At 72.0% G+C, this 12,598-nt stretch carries 11 protein-coding genes and 1 pseudogene; 7 read left to right on the plus strand and 5 right to left on the minus strand.

The annotated features are described in order from the left end of the window. Positions 1-119 precede the first annotated feature (119 nt). The 4 genes and pseudogenes from ACIBF8_RS10355 to ACIBF8_RS10370 all read left to right on the plus strand — a co-directional run bounded on the left by ACIBF8_RS10355 (position 120) and on the right by ACIBF8_RS10370 (position 4,117). A complete protein-coding gene (locus tag ACIBF8_RS10355) occupies positions 120-1,802 on the plus strand; it encodes a hypothetical protein (RefSeq protein WP_396782167.1) in 1,683 nt (560 codons plus the stop codon). A gap of 242 nt (positions 1,803-2,044) precedes the next feature. Beyond that, positions 2,045-2,608 (plus strand): DinB family protein, encoded by a 564-nt coding sequence (locus ACIBF8_RS10360; RefSeq protein WP_396782169.1) that lies wholly within the window; start codon positions 2,045-2,047, stop codon positions 2,606-2,608. Between the two features lie 469 nt (positions 2,609-3,077). Then, a pseudogene (locus ACIBF8_RS10365) lies at positions 3,078-3,807 on the plus strand (FAD-dependent oxidoreductase); the annotation flags it as partial. After that, positions 3,698-4,117 (plus strand): hypothetical protein, encoded by a 420-nt coding sequence (locus ACIBF8_RS10370; protein ID WP_396782484.1) that lies wholly within the window; start codon positions 3,698-3,700, stop codon positions 4,115-4,117. The pseudogene ACIBF8_RS10365 and the gene ACIBF8_RS10370, both read left to right, overlap by 110 nt. Positions 4,118-4,228: 111 nt before the next feature. On the opposite strand, the gene ACIBF8_RS10375 is transcribed toward ACIBF8_RS10370, so the two are convergent. Genes ACIBF8_RS10375 through ACIBF8_RS10385 form a run of 3 tightly spaced genes read right to left on the minus strand, consistent with a single transcriptional unit; the run spans position 4,229 to position 6,855 of the window. Continuing rightward, positions 4,229-4,996 (minus strand): nucleotidyltransferase domain-containing protein, encoded by a 768-nt coding sequence (locus ACIBF8_RS10375; protein ID WP_396782171.1) that lies wholly within the window; start codon positions 4,994-4,996, stop codon positions 4,229-4,231. Between the two features lie 39 nt (positions 4,997-5,035). Then, complete coding sequence (locus ACIBF8_RS10380) at positions 5,036-6,376, minus strand: hypothetical protein (protein ID WP_396782173.1); 1,341 nt, start codon at positions 6,374-6,376, stop codon at positions 5,036-5,038. 5 nt (positions 6,377-6,381) lie between these two features. Next, complete coding sequence (locus tag ACIBF8_RS10385) at positions 6,382-6,855, minus strand: hypothetical protein (protein ID WP_396782175.1); 474 nt, start codon at positions 6,853-6,855, stop codon at positions 6,382-6,384. Positions 6,856-6,979: 124 nt separating this feature from the next. Between ACIBF8_RS10385 and ACIBF8_RS10390 the strand changes: the two genes are divergently transcribed. Together ACIBF8_RS10390 and ACIBF8_RS10395 are read left to right on the plus strand one after the other, a co-directional pair. Next, complete coding sequence (locus tag ACIBF8_RS10390; RefSeq protein ID WP_396782177.1) at positions 6,980-7,825, plus strand: copper resistance protein CopC; 846 nt, start codon at positions 6,980-6,982, stop codon at positions 7,823-7,825. A 247-nt stretch (positions 7,826-8,072) separates the two neighbouring features. After that, complete coding sequence (locus tag ACIBF8_RS10395; protein WP_396782179.1) at positions 8,073-10,478, plus strand: ricin-type beta-trefoil lectin domain protein; 2,406 nt, start codon at positions 8,073-8,075, stop codon at positions 10,476-10,478. A gap of 70 nt (positions 10,479-10,548) precedes the next feature. On the opposite strand, the gene ACIBF8_RS10400 is transcribed toward ACIBF8_RS10395, so the two are convergent. After that, positions 10,549-11,517 carry a hypothetical protein gene (locus ACIBF8_RS10400; protein WP_396782485.1) on the minus strand — a complete coding sequence of 323 codons (969 nt, stop codon included), beginning with the start codon at positions 11,515-11,517 and terminating at the stop codon, positions 10,549-10,551. A 175-nt stretch (positions 11,518-11,692) separates the two neighbouring features. Further along, positions 11,693-12,079: a DUF2267 domain-containing protein gene (locus tag ACIBF8_RS10405; RefSeq protein ID WP_396782181.1), complete on the minus strand. Its 387-nt coding sequence runs from the start codon at positions 12,077-12,079 to the stop codon at positions 11,693-11,695. A gap of 181 nt (positions 12,080-12,260) precedes the next feature. Here ACIBF8_RS10405 and ACIBF8_RS10410 point away from each other — a divergent pair, with 181 nt between their 5' ends. After that, positions 12,261-12,593 carry a nuclear transport factor 2 family protein gene (locus tag ACIBF8_RS10410; RefSeq protein ID WP_396782183.1) on the plus strand — a complete coding sequence of 111 codons (333 nt, stop codon included), beginning with the start codon at positions 12,261-12,263 and terminating at the stop codon, positions 12,591-12,593. Positions 12,594-12,598: the final 5 nt, after the last annotated feature.

Here is a 12,598-nt window from a genome sequence, read left to right on the forward strand (position 1 = left end):
CGGCGGTGGGAGGGGCCTACGCTCGGCGCGGGCTCGGCGGTAGCGTTGCGCCACACTGACGGCCCGCGGGGCAGGCGACCGCCGCTCCCTGACGCCCCCGATCGTACGGAGGATGGTGCATGTCCATCGGCGCTGAGCCGCACGCAGCACGCGACGATGCGGCCTCGCGGCCGAGCTTCGAGCTCGCCCTGCGCGGCTACGACAAACGCCAGGTGGACCGGCACCTGGAGCAGCTCGACGGTCAGATCGCGATGCTCAGCGGGGAGCACGGACGCTCCGCCGTCCGCGTCCGTGAACTGACCGCGGAGGTACAGCGGCTGCGCGCCGAGTTGGCCGAACTTCAGGAGCAACCCGTGCAGGTGGACCGCGCCTCGTTCCACGATCTGGGCCCGATGGTCGGCGAAATCATGGCACTCGCCGAGAAGCAGGCCGCGATGATCACCGAGTCGGCCACCGACCGGGCCAACGAGCTGCGCAGCGAAGCGGAGCGGATCCTCGCCGACACCCGTGAGCGGTCCGCGCAGGCACGTCAGGACCTGGCCGAGGAGCTGGCCGCCCGGCGGGCCGAACAGGAGCAGGCCCACGAGGAGCGGCGCACCCTGGCCGAGGCCGAGTTGACCGCGATCCGCGAGCACGCCGAGCAGCTACGGGCCGACGGTGAGGCCGCGCACGAGCGCGCCCAGCACGAGGCCAAGCGGATCACCGAGCAGAGCGCGCAGCAGCTCAACCAGACCCGGGTCGCCGCCGACGCGCTGATGAAGTCGGCCCGTACCCAGATCCAGCAGGAACTCCAGTCGGCCCGCGCCAAGAACCAGCAGGAGATGGCCCAGTGGCAGGCCAACGTGGAGCGAGAGGTCAACGAACGGCGTACCGCCGCCGAGCAGGACATCGCCGAGCAGCAGGCCGCCGCCGAGCAGGAGCTGGCCGAGCAGCGCAGCGCGACCGAGCAGCAGATCGCCGCCCTGCTGGCCGAGGCGCAGCAGCACGTGACCGAGCTGCGCAACCGCGCCGACGAGCAGGCCGCCAGCCAGCAGCAGCAGCTCGCCGCCCTGCAGAAGGAGCTTGAGGAGCGCCGGCAGGAGGCCGCGGAGCTGCACGCCGAGCTGGACACCGGCCGCCAGCAGCTCGCCGAGATCCGCCAGGAGGGCGAGGCGCTGGAGAACGAGCTGTCCCGGATGCAGCAGCGGCTCAGTGAGGTTCGCCGGGATCTCACCGCCGAGAACGCCCGGTTGGATGAGGCCCGCCGGGCCGGGGACTCCGCCGAGCGGCACGCCAAGGAGGTTCGGGCCCGCGTGCAGCGGGAAGCGAAGCGGGTCGCCGACCTCGCCGCCGCCGCGGTGATGGCCGCGGCAGCCGGCGGTACGGAGACCGCCGAGTACCCGATGGTCGGCTCCCGCTCCAGCGCCGACCGACCCGCCCCCGAGCGGGCGACCGTCGAGCGGCTCACCCTGGATCGTGCCAGCGTCGACCGGCCGGTCACGGAGCGAGCCACCCTGGACGATGCGGACGCCGACCGACCCGCTCTCGACCACGCCCCGGTCGACAGTGGCCCTGCCGACCGCACCCCGACCGAGCAGGCGAACGGCGACCGGACCCCGACCGAGCAGGCGAACGGCGAGCACGGTGGCACACCGGCGATGGCGGACGAGCCGGCCCCGGCCGACCGTACGACGACCGGGGACGTAAGCGCCGACGACGCCGAGCCCACCTTCCCTCGGCACATTGGCACGGACGCACCGACGCCCGTGCCGTTCCTGGCCTTCGGACAGCCGGTCAGTGAGAACGGCGCCGCCCGACACTGACCGCCGCAGCGGTTGCACCCGGGCCCGGAGCGAAACCGCGCGGGCCCGGGTCGACCGCCCGGTCGTCGTTCAACGAGTCTTCGCCATCCTCGAAATGCAGGTCCGAGGCTCGCGGCGGCGCGGCCCGAAGAACACATCAGCCCCTGGAGTCATCTCCCGGTTCGCTGCGCTTTCGCGGCCCCCGGCTGGCGAGGCGTCCGCGAGGGTCGCCGCCAGGTCTCCGTTGTACGTAGGGTGCGGAAGTGACAAGAAGCGAGCGACTCGCCGACCAGTTGGACCGGCACTGGCGCAAGAACCTGCGGCCGCGGCTGGCTGGTCTTACGGATGAGGAGTACTTCTGGGAGCCGGTGCGCGACTGCTGGAGCATCCGCCCACGGGGCACGTCGGCCGCACCGATGTCGGCAGGTTCGGGGGAATGGACGGTGGACCACGCGTCCCCTGACCCGGCGCCGGCGCCGGTGACCACGATTGCCTGGCGGCTGGCGCACATCATCGTCTCCTGCCTGGGCTACCGGGTCGGCTGGCACTTCGGCGGCCAGGACGTCGACTCCCAGACGTTCGCCTACGCGGGGACCGCTGACGAGGCGCTGAAACAGCTCGATGAGATGTATGGCAGATGGAACGCGGGGGTCCGCGAGCTCTCGGACGCTGACCTGGAGAATCCGCCCGCGGTGGGTCCCGAGCGGTTTCCCATGGAGGGCATCGTCCTGCACGTCAACAGGGAGCTGATCCATCACGGCGCCGAGATTTCCCTGCTGCGCGACCTCTACCGCTGGCAGGACGAAGCCCTACCGCGCCGGATATGACGCTCCGGTGACCGGCGATCGCGCCTCGGAAACCTACCTGGACTCCGTGACGCTCCGGGGTGGCGAGCTTCAGTGCAGCTGCGCCCTCTTGACGTAGCTGGTCCCCAGGCCGCCGAGGAACCCGCTCGCTGGGGTAGATGACGGTGCCAGAGCCGGCCACCGTGACGTGCCACCCTGCCCACCTCCATCAGCGGTACGCGAACGACAGCACGGACCCGGGCCGGCCGGCGGTGATCAAGTGATGAAAAATAGGTCGTAGAAGGTCCGGAGACCTACTTCTCATCACCTGATCAAGGTACGGGCGGTGGCCGGGGCGGATTCTGGGTGGAACCAGGTCACCGCTGCCGTCTGAGCTGGCAGGCTGGGCTGGCCGCCGCGCACCAGCGGTGGCCGCCGGCCTGGCCGGTGACCGAGAGGAGCGCCCGGCGGCAGTTGCATCAACGTCGCGTGCATCCCGACGAAGGCGTTGGTGACCAGCGCGCGGGCGGCGCGTCAACTGCGGGACGCCTCGGCGCTCGGCCTCGTGGTGGAGGGCGGTCGGGTCGACGTGGACCTGGTGCGCGCGCACAAGCAGGACGTGGTCGAGGGGATGGTCTCCGCGAACCGGCAGCAGTTCCTCGACTCCGGCCTGCACCTGGTGATCGGCGAGGCCCGGTTCGTCGGTCCACGGACCGTACGGGTGGCCCTCGCCGACGGCGGTGAGCGGCTGCTGCGCGGCGCCGACGTCGTGATCAACACCGGTACCCGCCCCCATCTGCCGTCGGTCCCCGGGATGGCGGAGGCCGGGATGCTCACCAGCGACGACTTGCTGCGCCTGGACCAGCTGCCGGCCCGGCTGGTGGTGCTCGGCGGCGGCACCGTCGGCGTGGAGTTCGCGCAGATGTTCGCGTCGTTCGGCAGCGGTGACGCTGGTCGAGGGGGGTCCACGGCTGCTCACCCGGGAGGATCCCGACGTGAGCGACGCGGTGATGCGGATCTTCCTCGACGACGGCATCGACGTACGCGTGGGTGTCGCGGTCGCACGGGTCGACCGGGACGCCGACGGCTCGCTCCGGGTGACGCTGGACGACGGCAACGCGGTGATCGGGGATGACGTGCTGGTGGCGGCCGGCCGGGAGCCGGTCACCGACGGGCTCGGCCTGGACGTGGCCGGGGTACGGCTCAGCGACCGGGGCTTCGTGCAGGTCGACGAGCACCTGCGCACCAGCGCGGAGCGGACCTGGGCGGCCGGAGACGTCGCCGGCAGCCCGCAGTTCACCCCACGTTTCGCTGGACGACTACCGGATCATCCCGGCGAATCTCGCGGGAGGCCAGCGCAGCACCGCCGACCGGCTGATCCCGTACACCGTCTTCACCACCCCGGAGCCGGCCCGGGTCGGGCTGACCGAGACCGAGGCGCGCCGCGCCGGGTACGACGTCCAGGTCGCCCAGCTGCCGGTCGCCGCCATCCCCCGGGGCCGCACCCTGCGCCCGACCCAAGGCATGTGGGGGGCAGCCACCCGACCATGACCGAGGGGCTCAACCTGCTCTTCGCCTCGCTGCGATCCCGCCCGGTCCGCTGAGCGCCGCAAGCCCGCGAACCCACAAGCCCGCAAGCCCCCAAAAGCAACGGCGCGACACCTACCCGACGATCTCGTCGCGTACCCGTTGTTGGAAGGCGCGGGCCTGCGCCCCGGTGGGCGGCGGCCCGCCGTGGCGCGCGGCGACCGCCCGAGCGATCACCTCGGCCCGATCACCGGTGTCGATGAGCCGCTGGCCGGCGGCCACCTTCGCGAGCCAGACGCCGTCGCGGTGGCGCACCAGCGACCGGCAGGCGCCGAGTACCGCGTCCTCCGTGCCGGCCGCGGGTTGGTCGTCCGGCGGTGTCGGCAGGGCCAGCCACCAGGTCAGCGCCTCGACGAGCAGCCGGCGCAGGTCTTCCGGGGCGAGGTCGGCGAAGGCCTCCCCCGCTGGCGGCCCGAGCAGCGGCAGCCCGCTCTGGTGCAGGATGCTACGGTCGAGGCCGTACCAGAACCGGCCGTCGGCGGCCGGGCGGTCGGCGGGGTCGAGGGTACGGCGGAACGGCATGCCGGCCCCCGTGTTCAGTTCGACCTCGAAGCCGGGCTCCGGCGAGCCGGAGGCGGCCACCTTCCGGTCGTAGGCGACCAGCTCCAGCCCGCGCGCCGGGCAGGGCAGCGCCTCGTGCCGCAGTCGCGCTACCAGCGCCCGCTTGGCCGCGTCGGTGAGCGGCCCGGCGCTGACCAGCGCCACGTCCACGTCGCTGCGGCCGGCCTGGTACGCCCCCAGCGCCACCGAGCCGGCCGCGTACGCGCCGACCAGGTCCGCGCCGAGCACGCCCTGGGCGGCGGTGACCAGGTCGTCGAGGTAATGCCGAAGATGGGAGTCCACGACGGGCCATCATGACGTACGGGTCGCGACCAGGCGGGACTACCCCGCGTAGAGCAGCAGCAGACCGGCGACGGTGTACACGACCATCAGTGCCAACAGGGGAAGTTGGCCGGCCACCGCCCGAGCCCGGGGGAACAGGTACAGGGCGCGGTCGTGGGCGAGCAGTGTGCCGAGCAGGTGCCCGAGGATGATGACGGTGATCTGGAGGGTGGCCACCCCGGACGGTGTGACCAGCCCGGTGTGCGGTTCCCAGTCGGCGGTGCCGAGCCAGTTGGCGCCGGTGCCCAGCGGGTCGGAGAGCAACGCGACGGTGCGTTGGCCCTCCAGGATCAGCAGCGAGTAGTAGTGCGCCGCCACGTACCCCACGGCGATCGGCACGATCGAGTGGGCGATCTCGCCCGGTACCCGACGGGCGCCGACCCCGTCGGTGCGCCCGATGCGCGCCGCGGCGCCAGTGGCGGCGAGGTACGCCACGGCGACGGCGGCGATGACGAGGCTCAGACCGGCGCTGCCGGTGACCGCCGGATGCAGGCCGTTCTCCTGGCTGAAGCGCAACCAGCCCGGCGCGTTGGAGAGGCTGTCGTACATGGTCGAGCCGAGCAGCACGATCACCACGGCGACCAGCCCGGGGCGGGGCCGCAGGCCGGCGATCCCGTCGAGCGGGTTGCGCCACACCAGCACGCCGTCGGCGGCTCGGCCGAGCGGGGCGAGCTGACCGACCAGGGTGCTGTACGCCTCGAACGGGTCGGCCCGGTCGAACCAGCCGGCGCCGAACACCACCGCCCCGGCCAGCAGGACCACCGCGTACGCGGCCAGCCAGGTGGCGATGACCGGCAGGGTGGCCCGGTCCGGGGCGACCAGTTCCAGCCAGACGAAGCCGAACAGGGTGACGGCGGCCGGCCACCATCCGACACCGTCGGGCAGCGCACGCAGCCCTCGGTTCGGATCGCGTCGCGCGGCCAGCGTCGCGAGCAGGTGCACCGTCCGCAGCGGGTTGACCGCCCTCCAGACCGGGCCGAGCAGCAGCGACAGCGGGGCCAGCCCGACCCAGAGCAGAACGTAGAACGCACCGGCGGTCGGGTTGTCGGGGGTGTCCGGCCCGCCCAGCAGACCGAGGCAGAACCAGGCGGCGGCGAGCAGGCCGAGCCCGCGCAGCGCCCACCGGAACGTGGGCGCGTCGACGAGTCGGGCGAGCCAGCGCGGCACCGGGCGACCGCCGGTCGCGTCCCGGTCGAGTCGGGGTTCGCGCCAGAGCAGGCCGAGGGCGAGGAACGTGACGACGAGGGTCAGCGCGGCGGCGACAACGAGCTGCGGCAGCGTGATCGGCAGGTCCTGGCGGCCACCGACGCCGTGTGCCAGCAGCGTGGGAGCGGTCGTCATGCCGCTCAGCGGACGACGAGCTGGAACAGCACCAGCTCGGTCTCGTGCGTCTCCACCTCGAACAGTCCGGTCTTGTCGGCCCGGAACTCCACCGAGCCGGGCGTGCCGGCCGGCAGTCGCGCGCCCAGGTCGTAGCCGTGGACGTGCAGCTCGTCGGCCACGTCGGAGGTGACCGTGATCCGGACCAGCTCGCCCTTACTGACGGTGACCCGCCCGGTCGGCGGATCGACCCGCCGTTTGGCGATCGTCACGGTGATCTGCTGGTCGACGGCCGGGGTGCTGGCGGCGGCGCTGGGGGTACCGGTGGCCGTCGGGGTCGGCGCGGTGGCGGCGCTCGACGAGGCGGCGGACGTCGGCACCGCCGAGGGGGTGGCCACCGAGGGGTCGTCGTCCTGCCCACATCCGCTGAGGAGCAGGGCGGCGAGGGCGGCGGAGGCGAGGGTGGCGCCGGTGCGGGCGGCGGGGGTACGGACGAACACGGGCGGACTCCGAACGACGCGAGGGGGACGGGTGTCGAGTTGATCGTCGGGGAGGAGAACTCTACGTCTTGTTCGGCGACGGGGAAATGACCATGATGAACGAATGCGATCGAGGCTGGTCACTGTGCGTAAGGTGCTGAGTCGCGGCGTGGTGGCGCTGGCGGCGACCCTGGTGGTGTCGCTGTTGCTGCCGGTCGCGCCGGCGTCCGCGCACGGTCAGCTGGCGACGTCCACCCCGCTGACCGGCACCGTCGTACGCGAGCCGTTGACCCAGCTGGCGTTGTACTTCACCGAGAAGCCGGCCGCGAACGCGCACTTCGCCATCACCGGGCCGAACGGGTCGCGAGTGGACAATGGCTGGTCCTTCGGGGAGCCGAAGCGACTGGACAAGCCGGTCACCGAGTACTTCATGGTCAACGGTGTGTTCGAGCCCCGGCTGTACCACACCGGCTTCCCGGCCATGGTGACCGTCGCACACTGGCCGGCGAAGGGCCGCTACACCGCCAGCTACCTCTCGGTGGCCTCCGACGGCGAGGCGGTGCGGGGCACCGTCACCTTCGACTACCAGGGGCCGGGCACGGCGGCGCCGGCCGGCTGGTCGGCGCCCACGGCGGGGCCGGATCCGGCTCTGCTGGCCCAGGCCGAGGGCGAGGGCACGGCGAACCCGGGCGCCACCGGCAGCCCGGTCGGCCCTACCGGCGCTCCGGCGAGCGGCCCGGCGGACGCCACGAAGGAGCAGGGTGACGGCGGTTTCCCGGCCTGGCTGCTGCCGGCCCTGATCGTCGTCGTGGTCTCCGCGATCGTGCTGGTGGCGGCCCGCCGTCGGCCCCCGGCGCGGGGGGCCACCCCGGCGAGCCGCCGGCCCGCCGACGCGGCGGGCAGGGGCGGCGCTGCGGCCCGCAAGGCCGCCATCCCGACGCGGAAGACGGGCAATCGGGCCGGTGGTCCAGCGCGGCGCGGACGGCGGTAAGCCGCCGCAGCATCCGGCATTCTTCGCGTACCGTCCCGAACTTTCGCACGGACATCGGGAACTTTTGATGTATCGAGGCGAAGCCATGGACAGCTCAATCGAAACGCCTTAATGTCTCGACCCATCCACCCGGTGTTTCCGCACTGTCACTCGTCGGCGTCGAGGACGTTACGGAGCCGGGCCGACGGCCATCCTCACCGCTGCTCCACGCCGGCCGTCGGACACTCCACTGCCTCCTGGAGGAACGATGGGCACACGCCTGCTACGCCGACTCCACCATCCCGTCCTGGGTGCGCTGGCACTCGTCCTCGCCGCCGGCATCTGGGCCGTCCCCGCCACCGCCGCCCCCGCCCAAGAACCGGGCGTCACGCTGCGAGTCTTCGACGTGCAGGTGCCGCTCTCCGAGCTGTGCACCCTCAAGCCCGCGCAGACCCCGAACGTGGACAAGCTGATGTCCACCATCAACTGGACCTCGGCGGCCGACTTCGGCTTCGAGGACAACTTCGTCTCGCAGGTACTCGGCAACATCACCACCACCCAAGCCGGCAGCTACACGTTCCGGCTCAGCAGCGACGACGGATCCAAGCTGTCGATCGACAACGCCGTCGTGATCAACCATGACGGTCTGCACGGCGCGACCCCGCCCAAGGAGGGCACGGTCACCCTCACCGCCGGCCTGCACCCGCTGCGCATCGATCACTTCGAGCGCGGCGGCGGTCAGCAGATCACCCTGGAGTGGAAGACCCCCGGTTCGTCGACCTTCGTGGTCGTGCCGAACTCGGCACTGAGCACCGATGCCGGCGTGGTCCGGGTGACCGCACCCGGACGCAAGGAGTGCGAGGGGGTCGCCGACTCCCCCGGCGACGGCCTGCCGCTGACCGGCGTGCACCCCGGTTACACCCTGACCAACCTGCGGCCCAGCGGCTTCCAGCCGAAGGTCACCGGCATGGACTGGCTGGCCGACGGCCGGCTGGTCATCTGCACCTGGGGCGGCAGCGACCAGTCCGGCACCTCCCAGGACGGTGAGGTCTGGATCCTCGGCAACACCGGCGGCTCGACGAGCCCGGGCACCGTGACCACCAAGAAGATCGCCGGTGGGCTGAAGGAGCCGATGGGGCTCAAGGTCGTCGACGGCGTGGTCTACGTGACCGAGAAGCAGCGGTTGACCCGGCTGGTGAACACCGGCGGTGACGAGGTGGCCGAGCGCCTGGAGACCGTCGCCACCTGGCCGTATGGTGGCAACTTCCACGAGTTCGCGTTCGGCCTGCTCTACCAGGACGGGTTCTTCTATCTGAACCTGTCGGTGTCGATCAACTCCGGCGGCGCCACCACCAACCCGCAGCCCGCCACCAACCGGGGCACCACCCTCAAGGTCAACAAGGACACCGGCGCGGTCAGTTACGTCGCCGGCGGCCTGCGTACGCCGCACGGCATCGGCTGGGGCCCGGAGGGCGGCATCTTCGTCACCGACAACCAGGGCGGCTGGCTGCCCTCGTCGAAGTTGGTGCACATCAAGCAGGGGCGGTTCTTCAACCACTACACGAACCCGGCCGGTCCGTTCGACACCGCCCTGGTGACGCAGCCGGTGCTCTGGATGCCGCAGAACGAGATCGCCAACTCGCCCAGCACGCCGATGTACCTGACCAGCGGCCGTTACGCCGGCCAGTTCGTCATCGGTGACGTGACGTACGGCGGCCTGCAACGGGCGAATGTGGAGAAGGTCAACGGCGAGTACCAGGGCGCCCTGTTCCGGCTCACCCAGGGACTCGAGGCGGGCGTCTCCGAGGTCAACGTCGGCCCGGACGGCGCGATCTACGTCGGCGGGCTCGGCGCGGGCGGCAACTGGGGCCAGACCGGCAAGCTGTCGTACGGCCTGCAGAAGCTCACCCCGAACACCTCCACGACGTTCGAGATGCTCGCGATGCGGGCCACCACGACCGGCTTCGAGGTGGAGTACACGCAGCCCGTCTCCACGGCGACCGCCGCCGACCTGGCCGCCCGCTACAAGATCAAGCAGTGGCGGTACGTGGCGACGTCGAACTACGGCGGACCGAAGGTCGACGAGGAAACGCTGACCGTCACCTCGGCCACCCTCTCGGCGGACGGCAAGAAGGTCACCCTCGCGGTGGCCGGCCGCAAGGCCGGCCGGGTGGTGCACCTGCGTTCGCCGCGCCCGTTCACCTCGGCCAGCGGCCAGTCACTGTGGAGCACCGAGGCGTGGTACACGCTCAACTCCATCCCGGGTAGCCCACCGCCGCCGGCCGGCGGCACCATCACCGGCGTCGGCGGCAAGTGCCTGGACGTCGACAACGCGGGCACCGCCGACGGCACGAAGATCCAGCTCTGGACCTGCAACGGCACCGCCGCGCAGTCCTGGACCCGGGTCGGCGACACCTACCGGGTGCTCGGCAAGTGCCTGGACGTGGACAACGGCGGCACCGCCAACGGCACGAAGGTGCAGCTCTGGACCTGCAACGGCACCGGCGCGCAGGTCTGGCAGCCGCAGTCCGACGGGTCGATCCGCAATCCGCAGTCCGGCAAGATCCTGGAGGCAGCCGGCGGCAGCACCGGTGACGGCACCCAGATCCAGCTCGGCACGTACGCGGGTGGCGCGCACCAGAAGTGGGTGGTCAGTAGCGGGGTAACCGGCTGACCTCGGACGAGGGGGCGTGGTCTGACCGGCGGGTCAGGCCACGCCCCGGCCGCCGTGCGAAGCTCGCCGGTCAGCGGAACATCACCGGCCGACTTCCCCGGGCGCCGACGAGCTGACCCCAGATGTTGATGTCCTCGATCGAGTCGGTCTCGCGCACACCCCGGGTGGTCAGGTCGGTCAGCACCCCGTCGCGCCACAGGAACGGGCGCCACTGGGCGGTGGTGCTGCTACTGCTGAAGCCCAGCACCACGCCCCGGTCGTTGATCGCGGTGGCCCGGCTCCAGCTGCCGGCGGGCGTGCCCAGGTCGGTCAGCGTTCCGTTCTGCCACCGGAACGCCCGCCCGTTCGCCGAGCCCACCACCTGGCCCCGGTTGTTGACCCCGAGGGCCTCGCTGCCGATCTGGGTGAGCACCCCGTCGCGCAACCGGCCGCCGACGCAGGTGCAGGGGTAGTCCTGCGGCGGCACGTTGAAACCGCCCACCACGTCGCCCGCGTTGTTGAAGTCGCTGGTGAACTCGTAGAAGTACTCGCGGCCCAGGTCGGTGAAGACGCCGTTGCGCCACAGGAAGCGATGCGGCATGTCGCCGGCCGGCTCGCTGGTGCCGAGCACCTGACGCCGGTCGTTGACGCCGATCGCCACGCTGTTCTCCCCGCCAAGCGTTCCCAGGTCGTGAAGCTGACCGTCGCGCCAGAGCACCGCACGGGCCAGGAAGTCCGAGCCGAAGGAGGTGATGGCCACGTCGCCGAACTCGTTGACGTCCACGGCGACGGAATCCGTGTCGCCCGGCAGCACGCCCAGGTCGGTGATGACACCGTGGCGCCAGCGCACGGCGTGCCGGGCACCGCTGGCGACGGTGCTCCAACCGACGACGTCGCCGCGGTCGTTCATCGCCGTGGCGGCACCGGCACCTCCGCTCAGGGTGCCGAGGTCGACGACCCGGTAGCTGCGCGGGGACGCGACGGCGGGAGCGGAGGTGAGGGTGATCAGCGCGACGACGCTCGTCGCCGCGGCGGTCAGCGGGAGGCGCGGGAACACCATGGACGCCAAGGGGGACGCTCCTCGGATTGGAGCGGCGACGACCCGGCGGGCGGGCACGGCAGGTCGACACCACTGCGCGTTCGATCGGTAACGCACAGTAGACCCGGTGTCGCGGCGGTACGCCAGGGACCGAACGGTCATCGATGCCCCGGCGTTCCGTCGGCGCAGGTGTCGGTCAGGGACCGTGCGGCAGCGGTTGCGCCAGTTCCCGCAGGTCCGCCGGAAGCTGGGCCAGGGCGTCCTCGAACTCCCGGTGCCCGACCACCCGGTGCATGGTCTGGAGCACCGCGCGGGCGCCCCGCTCGGCGGCCGGTCGATCGATCCCGGCGCGGTCGGCCACCCGCCGCAGGAACTCGTCGTAGCCGAACGCCTCCGGCGGCTCGGCGGCCTTGACCAGCAGCGGGCTCAGCTCGTCGGCCAGGTGAGGGGCCAACGCGCCCGCCTCGCCGCCGGAGAGCCGCTCGCTGAGGGTCCGCAGAACCGCCTCGGTCAGTGGACGCGCCTGCTCCGGCGGCACACCCGCCCGTGCCGCAACCTTGTCGACGAACCCCAGCTCGGCCATGCCCCCCGCCCTTCGCCTTCGGAAACGCGTGGCTACCCGGGGCCACCGGCAGCAAACCCGGCAGCCGGAGCGGGATGGTTCTGCTGGTTGCTCCGCGCGGTGCGGTTCGCTTCTCGTACGGTGAGGTCGGACCGGGAACCCGACGGCTGCCCGACGGCGGCCCGTGCCGCAGGAGGAGCAGATGGCCCTCGACCTGCCCGACGTGATCGACCGGTACTTCCGGGCCGTCAACGACCGGGACCTGGACGCCTTCGTCGCCTGCTTCGCGGACACCGCGAGCGTCGCCGACGAGGACCGGCTGTACGACGGGCGGCCCTCGATCCGGGCCTGGCGGCAGAAGACGATGGACGCCTACTCGTACACCGCCGAGCCGGTCCGGGTGACCCCGCAGGCAGGCGACTCGTACCTGGCTCTCACCCGGGTGTCCGGCGACTTTCCCGGCAGCCCGATCGAGCTGCGGTACCGGTTCACGCTGCGCGACGGCCTGATCGGCGCCCTGGACATCCGCCCCTGAGCCGT

Origin of the sequence: Micromonospora sp. NPDC050276 (genome assembly GCF_044459545.1) — a bacterium.
In the GTDB taxonomy this organism is placed as follows: Bacteria; Actinomycetota; Actinomycetes; order Mycobacteriales; family Micromonosporaceae; genus Micromonospora.